At 65.8% G+C, this 15,086-nt stretch carries 13 protein-coding genes; 5 read left to right on the top strand and 8 right to left on the bottom strand.

All coding sequences use genetic code 11. The annotated features are described in order from the left end of the window. The first annotated feature begins 16 nt into the window (after nucleotides 1-16). Genes Q0693_RS01235 through sucD form a run of 3 tightly spaced genes read left to right on the top strand, consistent with a single transcriptional unit; the run spans nucleotide 17 to nucleotide 3,090 of the window. Entirely contained in the window at nucleotides 17-1,030 is a 1,014-nt protein-coding gene (locus Q0693_RS01235; RefSeq protein WP_298628555.1) for a PIN domain-containing protein, read from the top strand. 24 nt (nucleotides 1,031-1,054) lie between these two features. Continuing rightward, the gene (sucC, locus tag Q0693_RS01230; RefSeq protein ID WP_243029343.1) at nucleotides 1,055-2,227 is read left to right on the top strand and encodes an ADP-forming succinate--CoA ligase subunit beta; all 1,173 of its coding nucleotides are present in this window, start codon (nucleotides 1,055-1,057) and stop codon (nucleotides 2,225-2,227) included. Continuing rightward, nucleotides 2,224-3,090 carry a succinate--CoA ligase subunit alpha gene (gene sucD / locus Q0693_RS01225; protein WP_298628551.1) on the top strand — a complete coding sequence of 289 codons (867 nt, stop codon included), beginning with the start codon at nucleotides 2,224-2,226 and terminating at the stop codon, nucleotides 3,088-3,090. Before sucC ends, sucD begins: the two co-directional genes overlap by 4 nt. Before the next feature lie 47 nt (nucleotides 3,091-3,137). Here sucD and malQ read toward each other — a convergent pair whose 3' ends face one another. The 5 genes from malQ to Q0693_RS01200 form a co-directional block, all read right to left on the bottom strand. Next, nucleotides 3,138-4,640, bottom strand: coding sequence for a 4-alpha-glucanotransferase (gene malQ, locus Q0693_RS01220; protein ID WP_298628549.1), 1,503 nt, complete (start codon nucleotides 4,638-4,640; stop codon nucleotides 3,138-3,140). Between the two features lie 140 nt (nucleotides 4,641-4,780). Then, the gene (locus Q0693_RS01215; protein WP_298628547.1) at nucleotides 4,781-5,653 is read right to left on the bottom strand and encodes a 3-hydroxybutyryl-CoA dehydrogenase; all 873 of its coding nucleotides are present in this window, start codon (nucleotides 5,651-5,653) and stop codon (nucleotides 4,781-4,783) included. 16 nt (nucleotides 5,654-5,669) lie between these two features. Next, nucleotides 5,670-6,530 carry a DMT family transporter gene (locus Q0693_RS01210; RefSeq protein WP_243029339.1) on the bottom strand — a complete coding sequence of 287 codons (861 nt, stop codon included), beginning with the start codon at nucleotides 6,528-6,530 and terminating at the stop codon, nucleotides 5,670-5,672. After that, on the bottom strand, nucleotides 6,520-7,740 hold the full coding sequence (locus Q0693_RS01205; RefSeq protein ID WP_298628544.1) for a pitrilysin family protein: 1,221 nt from the start codon (nucleotides 7,738-7,740) through the stop codon (nucleotides 6,520-6,522). Before Q0693_RS01205 ends, Q0693_RS01210 begins: the two co-directional genes overlap by 11 nt. Beyond that, nucleotides 7,730-8,944, bottom strand: a complete 1,215-nt coding sequence (locus Q0693_RS01200) for a pitrilysin family protein (protein ID WP_298628543.1) — start codon at nucleotides 8,942-8,944, stop codon at nucleotides 7,730-7,732. Before Q0693_RS01200 ends, Q0693_RS01205 begins: the two co-directional genes overlap by 11 nt. A 15-nt stretch (nucleotides 8,945-8,959) precedes the next feature. Here Q0693_RS01200 and recG point away from each other — a divergent pair, with 15 nt between their 5' ends. Continuing rightward, nucleotides 8,960-11,287 carry an ATP-dependent DNA helicase RecG gene (gene recG, locus Q0693_RS01195; RefSeq protein WP_298628541.1) on the top strand — a complete coding sequence of 776 codons (2,328 nt, stop codon included), beginning with the start codon at nucleotides 8,960-8,962 and terminating at the stop codon, nucleotides 11,285-11,287. 50 nt (nucleotides 11,288-11,337) lie between these two features. Continuing rightward, nucleotides 11,338-12,084 (top strand): hypothetical protein, encoded by a 747-nt coding sequence (locus Q0693_RS01190; protein WP_298628553.1) that lies wholly within the window; start codon nucleotides 11,338-11,340, stop codon nucleotides 12,082-12,084. On the opposite strand, the gene Q0693_RS01185 is transcribed toward Q0693_RS01190, so the two are convergent. From Q0693_RS01185 to Q0693_RS01175, 3 genes are all read right to left on the bottom strand, one after another. Next, entirely contained in the window at nucleotides 12,068-13,057 is a 990-nt protein-coding gene (locus Q0693_RS01185; RefSeq protein WP_298628540.1) for a pectin acetylesterase-family hydrolase, read from the bottom strand. The genes Q0693_RS01190 and Q0693_RS01185 overlap by 17 nt on opposite strands. Before the next feature lie 91 nt (nucleotides 13,058-13,148). Beyond that, nucleotides 13,149-13,526: a CBS domain-containing protein gene (locus Q0693_RS01180; protein ID WP_298628538.1), complete on the bottom strand. Its 378-nt coding sequence runs from the start codon at nucleotides 13,524-13,526 to the stop codon at nucleotides 13,149-13,151. Between the two features lie 142 nt (nucleotides 13,527-13,668). Beyond that, nucleotides 13,669-15,086: SbcC/MukB-like Walker B domain-containing protein (locus Q0693_RS01175; protein ID WP_298628536.1), on the bottom strand; the 1,418-nt coding region annotated here is incomplete at its 5' end.

Here is a 15,086-nt window from a genome sequence, read left to right as displayed (position 1 = left end):
TGGAGCGGTATTTGGGATGAGTTTCCCCCTTCTCCTTTACCTGTTCTTCGCCCTTTTGGGCTACCAGCTGGCGGTGGGCCTGGAGAACCTGGGGCTTCTTCCCCGGTCGGCGGGCCTGCTTTCCCTGAACCGCCTTTACCTCACCCTGGCGGGCTTCCTCACCGGGGTCCTTTTGGCACCCCGCCTCGAGGCCCTCCTGCAAAAACCCCTACAGCGGTTGCGGGAGCTTCCCCCGGAGGTGCCCGTGGCCCTGACCCTAGGGGCCACGCTGGGCCTCCTCCTCACCGTGTTGCTCACCACCTTGCTTTCGCAAATCCCCGGGTTTTCCCCTTACCATAGCCTTTTCTTAGCCCTTTTCCTGGTGGGGCTTTTCGCCTACCTGGCCTTGGGCTACAAGGACTATTTGCGCCTTCCCCAAACCCCCCACCGCCCCCAAGGGGGCAAGGTGCTGGACACCAGCGTCCTGGTGGACGGAAGGGTGGCGGAGGTGGCGGCCACGGGTTTCCTGGAAGGCCCGCTTTACGTGCCCCACTTTGTGCTGAAGGAGCTCCAGCACTTCGCCGATAGCCCCGATCCCCTCAAGCGGGCCAAGGGGAGGCGGGGTCTGGAAACCCTGGAAAGGCTGAAGGAGCTGGTATCCCTGGAGGTGCTGGAAGAGGCCCCCAGAGGGGAAAGCGTGGACGAAAAGCTCCTCTTCCTGGCCCGGGACCTAAAAGCCGCCCTGGTCAGCAACGACCTGGCCCTCCTGCAGATGGCCAGGATCTACGGGGTCAAGGCCCTTTCCGTCCAGGCCCTGGCCCAGGCCCTCCGCCCCCAGCTCAAGGTGGGGGATACCCTGAGGCTCCTCATCCTCAAGGAGGGCAAGGAGCCCCACCAGGGGGTGGGCTACCTGGAGGATGGCTCCATGGTGGTGGTGGACGGGGGGATCCGGTACCGGGGCCAGGAGGTGGAGGTGGTCATCACCCAGGCCATCCAGACCCAGGTGGGCCGCCTCTTCTTCGCCCAGCCGGCCGCCGAGGCCCAAAGCTAATGGCTGAAGGCCCAGGGGCTTATAATGCCTAACGGCCTTGGCCGGCCAAGGAGGTGGAGCTTGAACCTGCACGAGTATCAAGCCAAGGAGATTCTGGCCCGCTACGGGGTACCGGTGCCGCCGGGAAAGGTGGCCTACACCCCGGACGAGGCGAAGCGCATCGCCGAGGAGCTGGGCAAACGGGTGGTGATCAAGGCCCAGGTGCACGTGGGCGGCAGAGGCAAGGCCGGGGGCGTAAAGCTGGCGGACACCCCCCAGGAGGCCTATGAGAAAGCCCAGGCCATCCTGGGGATGAACATCAAGGGCCTCACGGTGAAGAAGGTCCTGGTGGCCGAGGCGGTGGACATCGCCAAGGAGTACTACGCCGGGCTTATCCTGGACCGTTCCCAAAAGAAGGTGGTCCTCATGCTCTCCAAGGAGGGGGGCGTGGACATTGAGGAGGTGGCGGCGGAACGCCCCGAGGCCATCCACAAGTTTTGGATTGACCCCCACAAGGGCTTCCGGGCCTTTGAGGCCCGGGAGATGGTGAAGCGGGCGGGCCTCGAGGGCCACCTCAACAAGCTGGCCCAGGTCCTGGTGGCCCTATGGCGGGCCTACGAGGGGGTGGATGCCTCCATCGCCGAGATCAACCCCCTGGTGGTCACCACCGAGGGCCAGGTGGTGGCCGCCGATGCCAAGATCGTCCTGGACGACAACGCCCTCTTCCGGCACCCGGATCTAGCCGAGCTAAGGGAGATTGAGGCCGAGCATCCCCTGGAGGTGGAGGCCAGCAACTACGGCTTCGCCTACGTAAAGCTGCAAGGGAACATTGGCGTCATCGGGAACGGGGCCGGGTTGGTCATGTACACCCTGGACCTGGTGAACCGGGTGGGGGGCAGGCCCGCCAACTTCCTGGACATCGGGGGCGGGGCCAAGGCGGAGGTGGTCTATAACGCCCTCAAGGTGGTCCTCAAGGACCCCGAGGTCAAGGGGGTGTTCATCAACATCTTCGGCGGCATCACCCGTGCGGATGAGGTGGCCAAGGGGGTGATCCGGGCCCTGGAGGAAGGGCTTCTCAGCAAACCCGTGGTCATGCGGGTGGCGGGGACCGCCGAGGAGGAGGCCAAGAGGCTACTGGAGGGCAAGCCCATCTACATGTACCCCACGTCCATGGAGGCGGCCAAGGCCATCGTGGCCATGGTGGGAGGTGCGGCGTGATCCTGATCCATCGCGAAACCCGCGTCCTGGTCCAGGGCATCACCGGCCGGGAGGGGCAGTTTCACACCCAGCAGATGTTGGACTACGGCACCCGGGTGGTGGCCGGGGTCACCCCAGGGAAAGGGGGAACCGAGGTCCTAGGCCTTCCCGTCTACGACACGGTCAAAGAGGCCGTGGCCCAGCACCCCGTTGACGCCTCCATCATCTTCGTGCCGGCCCCGGCGGCGGCGGATGCGGCCCTCGAGGCGGCCCATGCCGGTATTCCCCTCATCGTCCTCATCACCGAGGGCATCCCCACCCTGGATATGGTGAAGGCGGTGGCGGAGATCAAGGCCTTGGGTAGCCGCCTCATCGGGGGCAACTGCCCCGGGATCATCAGCGCCGAGGAGAGCAAGATCGGCATCATGCCGGGCCACGTGTTTAAGCGGGGCAAGGTGGGGCTCATAAGCCGCTCCGGTACCCTCACCTACGAGGCCGCCGCCGCCCTCTCCCAGGCGGGCCTGGGCACCACCACCACCGTGGGCATTGGGGGCGACCCGGTGATCGGCACCACCTTCAAGGACCTCCTCCCCCTCTTCAACGAGGACCCCGAGACCGAGGCCGTGGTCCTCATTGGGGAGATCGGGGGCTCCGACGAGGAGGAGGCGGCAGCCTGGATCCGGGAGAACATGAAGAAGCCGGTGGTGGGCTTCATCGGTGGCCGAAGCGCCCCCAAGGGGAAGCGCATGGGCCATGCAGGGGCCATCATCATGGGGAACGTGGGCACCCCGGAGTCCAAGCTGAAGGCCTTCGCCGAGGCGGGGATCCCCGTGGCGGACACCATTGACGAGATCGTGGAGCTGGTGAAAAAAGCCTTGGGCTAAAGGCCTTGGGCCGTCCCCCACCCTGGCTTGGCCAGGGTGGGCGGCTCCTACACCCTATCCGTGGCCTTCGCCATCCAAAGAAGCCGCTCCCCGTGCTCCGGCCTCAGCTCCCCCGGGCGAAGCCGCCAGGCCCAGTTGCCGAAGGGCCTTCCAGGGTAGTTCATGCGGGCCTCGCTTCCCAGGGCCAAGACATCCTGCACCGGGTAGACGGCAAGCTGGGCCACCGATTTCATCCCCAGGTGCATGAGGGCCCAGGGCACCTCCTCCTCCCCCTGGAAGCCGATCCCCCACTCCGCCAGATACCGTTCCAGGAAGGCCTTTTCGTGGGGGGTGGCGGTGCGGTACCAGCCTAAGGTGGTGTCGTTGTCGTGGGTACCGGTATAGACCACCACCCGGCCATGGGGGGGATAGTTGTGGGGGAGGAAAGGGTTTTCCCTCCCCCCGTCAAAGGCGAACTGCAAGACCTTCATCCCGGGCAGGCCAAACCGCTCCCTTAAGGCCACCACCTCCTCGGTGATAACCCCTAGGTCCTCCGCCAGGATGGGCACCTGGCCAAAGGTTTCCTGAATCTTCTGGAAGAGCTTCTCCCCCGGGGCCTTCACCCAGCGCCCCTCCACCGCCGTGGGGCAGGAGGCGGGGATCTCCCAGTAGGCCTCAAACCCCCGGAAGTGGTCAATGCGCACCAGGTGGAAGAGCTCCAGGGCCTTCCTTAGGCGCGCCATCCAGAAGGAGAACCCCTCCTTTTCCAGCACCTCCCAGCGGTACAGGGGATTCCCCCAGCGCTGGCCCGTTTCCGAAAAGTAATCCGGGGGCACCCCGGCCACCACCGTGGGCCTTCCCTCCTCATCCAGATGGAACCACTCGGGATGGGCCCAGACCTCCGCGGAGTCCTCGGCCACGAAGATGGGCATGTCCCCGATGAAGGCTAAGCCCAAGGCCTCTGCCTCCTCCCTTAGGGCGCCCCACTGCTGGAAAAAGAGCCACTGGGTCCAGGCGTGAAAGGCCACCGCCTGGGAAAGTTGGCCCTCGGCTTCCTTTAGCGCCTTATCCTCCCTTAGGCGAAGGGGCATGGGCCAGCGGTTCCAGGGAAGCCCCCCATGGGCCTCCTTAAGGGCCATGAAGAGGGCGTAGTCCCGAAGCCAAAAGGCCTCCCTTTCCCAAAACTCCTGGAAAGCCTCCCGTTCCCCTTGGGGAGCCCGCTCCTGAAAACCCTGGAAGGCCGCCCGGAGCACCGGCCACTTCCAGGCGTAAAGCCCGCCGTAGTCCACCCGCCCTTGGGGGAAGCCAGGGTCTTTTAGGGCCATATACCCCGCTTCCGCCAAGGGGCGGAGGTCAATGAGGTAGGGATTCCCAGCAAAGGCGCTAAAGGCCTGGTAGGGGGAGTCCCCATAGCCCGTGGGGCCTAGGGGCAAAACCTGCCAGTACCGCCCGCCAAAATCCTGGAGAAAGCGAAGAAAGCCCCGGGCCTCCTCCCCTAAAACCCCGATGCCATAAGGTCCGGGGAGGCTGGTGGGGTGCAGAAGCAAGCCATAGGCACGCGGAAGCTCCATGGGCCCAGTGTATTCCCTAGAGGAAGCCTTTCCAAGGCGTACTGCTGGCCTTACCCCTCACCGGCCCCCTTTCCCTGGAAAGGGATCAAGACCCCTTGGGGGCGGTTCCTTTACCGGGAAGCCATGACCCATCCACTTCCTCAGCCCACCCTGTTCCCCTGCTGGTCGTAGGTGTAAAACCCCCTTCCCGTTTTCCGGCCCAAAAGCCCCGCCTGCACCATGCGCCGAAGCAGGGGGGAGGGCCGGTACTTATCGTCGCCAAAGCCCCGGTGCAGAACCTCCATGATGGCCAAGCAGGTGTCCAGGCCGATGAGGTCGGCCAGCTCCAAAGGCCCCATGGGGTGGTTCATCCCCAGGCGCATGACCCCATCTATGGCCTCCTTGCTGGCCACCCCTTCCCTTAGGGCCTCAATGGCCTCGTTGATCATGGGCATGAGGAGGCGGTTGGAGACGAAGCCGGGGTAGTCTTGGACCTCGAGGGGGGTCTTCCCCATCCTTTTGGCCACCGCCATCACCACATCCCGCGTTTCCTCCGCGGTAAGCTCCCCCCGGATCACCTCCACCAACTGCATGAGGGGCACGGGGTTGAAGAAGTGCATGCCGATAAAGCGCTCGGGCCTTCCCGAGTAGCGGGCTAGGGCGGTGATGGGGATGGAGGAGGTGTTGCTGGCCAGAATGGCCTCGGGCTTCACCAGGCTTCCCAGGCGCTCAAAGAGGCGGCGCTTTTCCCCTTCGTCCTCCACGATGGCCTCCACCACCAGGTCGGCCTCCGCCAGGTCCCCCAGGACCACGGTGGTGCGGATCCGCCCCAAGGTGGCCTCCAGGTCCTGGGGAGCGATCCGCCCCTTCTCCAGAAACTTGCTTAGGGACCGCTGGATGGCCTTCAGGCCCCTTTCCAGGAAGCCCTCCGCCACGTCCACCAGCACCACCTCAAACCCCGCCTGGGCCGCCACCTGGGCGATGCCGCTGCCCATCTGTCCTGCGCCCACCACGCCAATCCGCTTTACCTCCATACCGGCACCTCTCGGGCTATTTTACGCCCCTGAGGTTCACCAAAAGGACGCCCACCAGCGCCAAGGCCCCGCCCAGGAGGGAAAAGGGGGAAGGGATCTCACCCAGCCACCCGTAGGCGATCAGGATGGCCAGGACCGGCGACAGGTAAAGAAAACTGGAAAGGCGGGAGGCCGGGGTGCGGGAAAGGGCATAGGTCCAGGTGAGGTAGGCCAGGGCCCCGGGGAACACGCCCAGGTACAGGGCGCTGTAAAGGGCCGGGCGGGGCGCCCGGAGCAGGGCCTCCCCCAGGCCGGGCAGAAAGACGAGAAGGGGAAGCGTGCCCAAAACCATGGTGTAAACCGTCATCTCCCGGCTGCCGTAACGGGCAAAAAGGGGCTTTTGCCAAACGAAGTACAAGGAGGTGGAAAGGGCGGAAAGCAGGATCAAGAAAGCCCCCGGGCTCAAGGACACCCCGCCTCCCTCCCCGAAGGCGATCAACAAGGAGCCCAGAAAGGCCAGGGCAAACCCCAGCACCCCTACGGGCCTAAGCCGCTCCCCCAGGAAGAAGAAGGAGAGGAGGGCGGTAAACACCGGCCCGGTAGCGATGAGCAGGCTCGCGGCCCCTGCGCTCACCGTGAGCTCCCCGTAGACCAAGGCGGTGTGGTAAACGGTGATGCCCAAAAACCCCAGGAGAAAAAGGCGGGGAAGGTCCTCCTTCCTGGGTGGGCGAAGACCGTGCAGGCGGGCGTAAAGGAGAAGCAGGGCGCTGGCCACCAGAAAACGCAGGAGGACCAGGTGCCCAGGGCTTAGGCCCTGGAGCCCCGCCCGGATGCCGGCAAAGGCGCTGGCCCAGAAGAGGATGGTGAGGAGGGCCGCCCCTAGGGCCTTAGGCTCCATGGGGCAACACCAGGTAGTAGAGGCCCCTTGGCAAAAGGCCCCTCTCCAGAAGGGCGTTTACCTCCTTAGCCCCCACCTGGAGCACCCTTTCCTTCACCTGGGCCAGGGAGAGGTACCGGCCCGTGTACAGGTACTCCATCCCCAGGTGGAAAAGCCTCCCCATGGGGGTTTCCCCGGCGAAGACCAGGCCTGTGGCCAAGGGGGTTTTGGCCTTTTCCACCTCCTCCTCCCCCACGCCCTCGAGGGTGATCCGGTCAAGCTCCTCCTTAAGGACGGCCAACACCGCTTCCTTGTTGGCCGGGTCCGCCTGGACGTAGGCGTGGAAGAAACCGGCCCTATCCGCCTCCTCGTGGCCAAAGGAGGCCGCCTCGGCGAGGCCCGTATCCACCAGGGCGAAGTGGAGCCGCCCCGAGCCCTCCTCACCCAGGAGGTGGGCCAGCACCTGGGCGGCAAAACGCTCCTCCTCCTGGTAGCCCACCCCGGGGAAAAGGCCCACCAGGTAGAGGGCCCGGGCCTTCTCGTAGGGGTGCTCCTCCACCCCCTGGGCAGGGCTTAAGGGTGGGTAGGTCCTTCCCGCCTCCCCTAGAGGCCAATCCTCCGTGAGCCGTTCCGCCTCGGCCACCAGGGCCTCAAAGTCCACCTTTCCCGTGGCGGCCAGCACCATGTTCCCCGGCAGGTAACGCCTCCCGTGGTAGGCGGCCATGGCCTCCCGCGTGAGCGCGGTGATGCTCTCCACCGTGCCCAGGACGCTATTCCCCAGGGGGTGTCCCTGGAAGAAGCGGGCCCGGGCCCAATCGTAGGCCATGAAGCCCGGGCGGTCCTGGTAGCGGGCGATCTCCTCCAGGATGACCTTTTTTTCGGTGGCAAAGTCCTCCGGGCGCAAGGCAGGGCGCATGAGCCGGGAGAAAAGCTCCAGCAGGGGGAAGGCGAACTCCGGCAAAACCGCCCCATAGTAGACCGTGGCCTCCTCGGAGGTGAAGGCGTTGTACTGGGCTCCCAGGCGGTCAAAGGCCAGGTTCACCTCCCAGGCGCTCATCCCTTCCGGACCCTTGAAGACCATATGCTCCAGGAAATGGCTCACCCCGCTCTCCTCGGGGGCCTCGTCCCGGGCCCCCGTCCGGACAAAGTAGCCCAAGGCCACGCTCCGCGCCTCCGGAAGCACCTCAGCGATGACCCTCAGGCCATTTTTCAGTTCCGCCTCACGAAACATCGTCCACCTCGCCCAAAAGCCCCACCCAGGGGTTGCGGTAGGGGTGTTCCCGCAAGAAGGCGTTCACCGCCGCAAGGCCCGTACCTTCTATGGCCTCCTCGATCTCGGAAAGGGGCCGGACCCGCCCCAGCATGAAGAGGTCCCGCACCATGGAGGCGGCCCGGCTTCGGATGGACTCATCCGCCATCACCAAGGCGGTCTTGAGCCCCACCTTGGCCCGGGAAAGCTCCTCCTCCGTGACCCCTTCCGCCAGGCGCTCCACCTCCGCCAGCATGACCTCCAACGTCTCCCTGGCCCGCTCCTTGGTGGTGCCCCCATAGGCCATGAGGAGGCCCTGGCCCTTGACCCCGGCGGGGAAGGCGCTCACCGCATAGACCAGGCCCCTTTTCTCCCGTACCTCGGTGAAGAGGCGGCTGCTCATGCCCCCCGAGAGCACCTCCAGGGCCAGCCGGGCCGCATAGAACCGGGGGTCCTCCGGGCCCACATCCGGGTAGGCCAGGCCGATCTGCACCTGGGCCGTGGCGCGCTTGAGGAGGAAGCGCTGAGGCTCGGAAAGCCTGGGCTTTGGGTAAAAGGCCTCCTCCCCCTCCCAGGCCATAAGGGGCTCCAGGGCCTTCAGAAGCCTTTCCCAGGAAACCCCTCCCGCCACCGCCAAGATGGCCCCTTTCGGGGTGTAGCGCCTGGCAAAGTCCTCCCGCACCGCCTTAGGTGTGGCCCTCTTCAGGCTCTCCTCCTCCCCCAAGGGATCCCTGCCATGGGGGGAGAGGAAGACCCTTTTTCGCAGCTCGGAGAAGAGCTTCCGGGCCGGCTGGTCCTCCTGGGAAAGGAGGGCCTGCAGGGCCACGCTTCTCACCGCCTCAAAGCCCTCCTCGGGAAGCTTGGGCCTAAGGAGGAGGAGGGCATAGAGCCGGAAGACCTCCTCCAAGGCTTCCGGCAAGAAGGCGGCGGAGAAGAGGGTGTACTCCAGCCCCGCCCCGCTTTGCCGCCTAACGCCCAGGGCGTCCAGGGCCTGGGCCAGCCCCCAAGCGTCCAGTTCCCCAGCCCCCTTCCAAAGCCACCCCTCCAGAAGGGTGCTGGCACCCAGAAGCCCCTCGGGCTCGTTCACCGCCCCGGCAGGCACCAGAAGCCCGAAGGCCACCCCGGGGTAGTCCCGCTCCTCGAGGGCCAGAAGAAGCCCATTCGGTAGTCGCTCCACGCGGCTCACAGGCCTAAGGGTATCATGGAGAACGTGAGGGAAGGGGAGCTTCGCCAAAGGCTCCTCAGGCCCCTCCTTAGGGAGCTAAAGGACGGGGCCCGGGACCAGGTGGTGGTGGGGGGCTTGGAATCCCTCATCCAGAACCTGGCCAAGCCCTTTCCCCACCTGCAAAGGCTTTTCCTGGGGTACGGTGGGAAAACCCCGGAGGAGCGCAAGGCGGTCCTGGAGGAGGCCATCCGCTTCCTGGAGAATGGCCAAGAACCGCTGGCCGCAAGCAGGGGGGAACCCCCCGCCCGGCCCCAGCCCCCCCGCCTCACCCTCCAGGACCCCGCCCACCTCCTGGTCCCGCCCCAAAGCCGCAAGAGGCTGGCCGAGCTCTCCTTGCACACGGTGCGGGATATCCTCCACTACTACCCCCGCCGCTATGAGGACCGGCGAGCCCTTCCCGGGGTGCGCTTCCTGGAGGACGGCCAGAAGGCCACCCTCGCCGTGAGGGTCCTGGCCAAGGAGCTGGTGAAAACCCCCAAGAAGGGGATGCAGCTGGTGCAGGTGCGGGCCCAGGATGCTTGGGGCTTTCGCTTAACCTTGGTCTGGTTCAACCAAACCTGGGTTCTCTCCCAGATCCAGGAGGGGGATACCCTGATCGTCACGGGCCGGGTGCAGCGGCGCAACGGGGTGCAGCTTTACGTGGAGCACTTTGAGAACGAGGGCACCGAGTCCCTCTCCACGGGGAGGATCGTGCCCATCTACCCCGCCAAGGAGGGGATCGGGCAGGCGTTCCTGCGCCGCACCGTCCACCGGGCCCTGGAAATGGCCCTCCCCCTCCCTGACCCCCTGGAAGCCTACCGGGAGGAGCACCGTCTTCTCCCGTACGCCGAGGCCCTGCGCCAGATCCACTTCCCCGAGGATGAGGAGGCCTTGAAAAAGGCCCTCCTTCGCCTCAAGTTTGACGAGTACCTCCTCTTGGAGCTCAAGGCCCTTCTGGACGCCGGGGGCCTGGTCCTAGGCCGGAGCTTCCGGGTGGAGGAGGCTTGGACGGAAACCTTCAAGAAAGCCCTGCCCTTTCCCCTCACCCGGGCCCAGGAGCGGGTCATGGGGGAGATCGCCCAGGACATGCAAAGCCCCCGGCAGATGGCCCGCCTCCTCCAGGGGGATGTGGGCTCGGGTAAGACGGTGGTGGCCGCCTATGCCCTCTTTCTGGCGGCCATGAACGGGGCCCAAGGGGCCCTCATGGCCCCCACGGAGATCCTGGCCAAGCAGCACTACGGGAACCTGACCCAGTACCTTTTCCCCCTGGGGGTGCGGGTGGAGCTCCTTTTGGGGTCCATGACCCCCAAGGAGAAGGAAGGGGCCATCCAGAGGCTTCTTTCCGGGGAAGCCCAGGTGGCGGTGGGCACCCATGCCCTCATCCAGGAGGGGGTGGGGTTTAAGGACCTGGGGCTTGCGGTGGTGGACGAGGAGCACCGCTTTGGCGTCTTGCAGCGGCGGGCCCTCCTCAAGATGGCCCGGGTTCCTCCCGATGTCCTGGTGATGTCCGCCACCCCCATCCCCCGTTCCCTGGCCCTAACCCTCTATGGGGACCTCGAGGTCAGCCTCCTGGACGAGATGCCCCCCGGGCGAAAGCCCGTGAGGACCAAGGTCCTCCCCCACCGGCTGCGCCTGCAGGCCTACGCCTTCGCCCGGGAGGAGGTGAGGAAGGGGCACCAGGTCTTCGTGGTGGCCCCGGCCATTGAGGAGTCGGAGGAACTGGACCTGAAGGCGGCCACCGCCCTCTACCAGGAGCTGCAAGGCCTTCTCCCTGGGGTGCGCATGGCCCTCCTTCACGGAAAGATGCCCGCCCGGGAAAAGGATAGCGTCATGGAGGCCTTCCGCCAGGGCGCCTTTGACCTTTTGGTATCCACCACCGTGGTGGAGGTGGGGGTAGACATCCCCAAGGCGAGCCTCATCATCGTGGAAAACGCCGAGCGCTTCGGCCTGGCCCAGCTCCACCAGCTGAGGGGCCGGGTGGGGCGGGGGGGGCTGGAAGGCTATGCCATCCTGATCGCCGGGGAAGCCAGCCAGAAAACCCTAAGGCGCCTAAAGGTCCTCGAGGAGTCCAACGACGGCTTCTACATCGCGGAGATGGACCTGAAGCTAAGGGGACCAGGGGAGCTCAGGGGCACCCGGCAGTCGGGGTACCCGGAACTGAAGCTGGGGGACCTGGCCGAGGACACGGAGGTCATTGAAAAGGCCCGGGCCCTGGCCAAGCGTATCCTGGAAATGGACCCCGATCTCTCCTGGCCCCAGCACCAGGCCCTTAAGGAGGAGCTCCGGGCCCAAGCAGAGCGCCTGGGCTTCCGGGAGGTCATCTAGGGGATGTGGGGGCCTGGGGAGATCCGGGCAAGGGGGTGAAGGGGATGGGGATGAAGGCCCTGCCCCATCCCCATATCCCCGTCTTCGCCTCCGAGGGAGGGGTGCTGAGGGCCGAAAGCCTCCGGGACTACCTTCTGGAGCTACGGGAGGCCTATACCCCCTACGCCCCGGTACCCCCCGTGACCCTCTACGTCCTTTCCGAGAGGGACTGGCAGGCCCTGGTCCCCTACCCTTACGGCCTGGCCTTTCAGCGCAGCGAAGGGGGCAGGCTGTCCCTCTTTGCCCCCCTCACCTACCCCGAAAGGCTCCTCCACCGCTTCCGCGAAACCCTGCTTCCCCTGGGGCCCCCTCCCATGGAAATCCCCGCCTTCTTGGATCTGAACCTGGGCCACGAGTACGCCCACGCCCTTCAGGCGGCCTGGCGCCTGAGGACGGGGGCAAGGTGGTTGGACGAGTTCTTGGCCAACTACCTTTTCCTCCTGGGCCTAGCCCGCGCCAGGCCCGACCTCGCGGCATCCCTATTGGCCTTCTGCCGCTACCTGAGCCGCCTCGAGCCGGAAAGGCGAAGCCTCTCCGCCTACGAGAGGAGGCGGGGAGACCTAAAAAGCGCCCTATGGTTCCAGGCCCAGTTCACCCTCAAGGCCCAGGAGCTTCTGGAAACGAAGGGGGACAGCCTGTTGAAGGCCTGCCTGGAGGCCGCCCCCCTGGACCGGAAAAAGGGGCACGGGCTCCTTTTGGCGCTTGACCCAGAGCTCAAGGCCTGGTTCGCCGCCTTCGGCCTTAAGGGCGCACCCTAGGAGCCCCCTTACCCTCCGCCAAGGCCCTAAGCCAATCCAGGAAGGAAACCTCCCCCACCTTCAAGGTGTACAGCTCGGGCCTGGGCAGGATGCAGTGCTGGCTCCCCGGGGCTAAAAAGAAGGTGTAGTTTTCCGCCTGGGCCGGGGCCAGGACGGCCTTCATGGCCCCTTCGGCCCACTCCCGGGCCGTGGCCTCGGAAGGGCTCCTCTCCCCTTTCATGAGGCCATAGAAGAAGATCTGGGTGCCGTCCAAAAGGGTGGTGTACTGGGCGATGCGGGCCTTGGGGAAGGCCTTCGCCAGGGCCAGGTAGATCTCCGCCACCTCCGGGTTCTGGGAAAGGCCCGAAAGCTCGGGCAGGCGCGGGTTCCAGACGCTAAAGCCCGGGAAGCCCGGGGTGCGCACCCCTACCCCAGCATCCCCGCAGACCGCCACCTGGGCGTTTTTGTAGGTGGAAAGCACCTTGTCCGCGAAGAAGACTGCCCCATAGGCTCCAGCGGAGCAACCGGTCACGAAGACCCTTTCCGGGTCCGTGTGGTTGCGGAACACGTACTCCAAGGCCGCCAGGGCGTTCCTGGCCCCCTGGTGGTGCACCCTAAAGCCCCCGTAGTCCACCGTAGCCCGGCCCACATGGAGATCCCCGGTGCAGTAGGGCACAAAGACGTGGGTCCAGCCGTGGAAGGGGTTGGCCACGCTGATGCGGTTATAGATACCTTGGGCCAGGAGAAGCTCCTGAATATCCACCCGCTTGCGGTATGTCTGGCTTTGGGGGCTGCAGGTGGCGGCGTCCCAGCAGGCCCCGCCTCCCTGGAAATCAATGACCACCTTTTTGGGGTCCCCCGGGCTCACGTAAAACCGATAGGGGGACCCATCGGAGCAGACCCCTCCCGGCACCTCCACCGGCTTCCAGAGGGCCTCGAGGCCCTGGGCCACGGCCAAACCCAACAGCAAAAGCAGGGCTAGCAAACGCCGCATTCTGCACCTCCACCAGGAGCCTACCCAAACCCTTAGACCAAGTCAAGAAAAGGAAGCCCCCCTAAGGGGGGCCTCCTTCCCTCTTTTGGCCTCAGAAGACCGCCTCGCGCAGGATGTCCGTCACGGATACGATGCCGATCACCTCCCCCTGGATGACCGGTGCCCGGCGGATCCCGGTGTTGGCGAAGAGCCGGGCCACGTACTCCACGCCCAGGTCAGGGTTTACGGTGATCACCGGCTTGGTCATGATCTCGTGCACCTGCACCGTGGTGGGATCCTTGCCGTAGGCGATCACCTTGTAGACGATGTCGGTTTCCGTGACGATGCCGTAGGCGTCCTCCTCGTTGCGCCGGTCCACGATGAGGGCCCTAAGGCCGGTCTCCTTCATGAGGTTGATGGCCTCCTTCACCGTGGCCGAACCCTGGATCTTCACCACCTCGGTGGACATGATGTCCTTGGCCTTCTTCATGGCGCACCTCCATGCCCGGCAGGAAGGGACAAAGGGGGTTTGCGGGCATTCTCCACCCTATCCCCTCAGGTATCTCGTGGGGTAGAGACAAAAGACCCTTTCCGCCCCTTTACCCCATCCCGTCCCCAAACCCGGCCCGGCCCTAGGCCCACTCCACCCGGCTCCCCGAAGGGTGTTTGCGCACCCGAAGCCTTGCGGGAAGCCTCTCCGCCAAGGCCTCCACATGGGTGACGATCCCCACCAGCCGCCCCCGGGTGGGGAGGCCTTCCAACACCCCCGCCACCACCTCCAAGGTCTCGGGGTCCAGGGTGCCAAAGCCCTCGTCCAAAAAGAGGGCCCCAAGCCGCCCCCGGGAAAGCTCCTCGGAAAGGGCCAGGGCCAAGGAGAGGCTAGCCAGGAAGCTTTCCCCTCCGGAAAGGGTCTTCACCGGACGCACGGTCTCCGTCCAGAGGTCCAGCACCTGGTACTCGTCCTCCTTGGAGCGGAGGCGGTAGCGGCCCGCGGAAAGGGTGGCCATGAGCTCATCCGCCCGCTCCACCAGGTTCCTCTGCCTAAGGCCCAGGAGGTAGGCGGGGAAGTTGTTCTGCTGCAGGTCAAAGGCCAGCTTTTCCCATAGGTCCACCTCCCGCACCACCTCCGCCAGACGGGCCTCCAGCGCCTGGCGGTGCTTGAGCTTTCCCTCCACGGCCTCGAGCCGCTCTTGCAAAACGGCCTTTTTCCCCATCTTGCCCTGGAGGTCCTCCTGCACCTGGGAAAGCCGCGCCTCCACCTCCCCAAGCCGGGCCTCCACCTCCTCCAGGGAAGGGAGGGGACCGGGAAAACGGGCCCTGACCTCCTTTTCCACCTCCACCAGGAGGGCCTCCACCTGGGAAACCTCCTCCCGGTGGGCCCGGACCCTCTTGGCCAAGGCCTCCCGCTCCTCAGGGGAGAGGTAGAGGGCCTTGGCCTCCTCTTCGGGCATCAGGCCCAAGACCCGGCCCCTGGCCTCCTCCAGGGCCTTTTCCTGCTCCTTCTCCTGGGCCGAAAGCCCCGCCAGGGTCCGGGAAACCTCCTCCAGGGCCTGGGCCAGTTGGCGGTCCCGCCCTTCCTTTTTTTCCAGCTCCTCCAGCCTTCGGGAAAGCTGCCCGATGTGCTCCCCCACCGGCCTCCCCCCCGTCATTTCCCAAAGCAGGCGGTAAAGCCCAGCCCCCAAGGCCTCCTTCTCCCGCCGCAAGGAGGCCAAGGCTTCCCGGGCCCTTTCCCAGCCCGCTTCTTGTCCGCCGAGATCCGTTAGGGGCCCCACCTCCCCCTCCAGACCGGAAAGCTCCCGGCGCCCATGCTCCAACTCCTGGGAAAGCCGCTTCACCTCCTCCTCGAGGGCCCGGGCCTCCCCCTGTTTTTCCCTGTACCGTTCCCTAAGCTCCTGAAGCCTGGCCTGCGCCCCCTGAAGCTCCTGCTCCAGGGCCTTGGGATCCCCGGGGCGGGGTGGAACCCCCAGGGCCTTTAGGGCCTCGCGCTTGGCCCTTTCCTCCTCCGCCAGGGCCCCGAGCCGGGTCAGGACCTCCCGCAAGGCCTTCTCCC

It is taken from the genome of uncultured Thermus sp., from assembly GCF_938010445.1.
Taxonomy (GTDB): Bacteria; Deinococcota; Deinococci; order Deinococcales; family Thermaceae; genus Thermus; species Thermus altitudinis.
The sequence above is the reverse complement of the archived record's forward strand: the minus strand, read 5'-3'. Positions and strand labels throughout refer to the sequence as shown.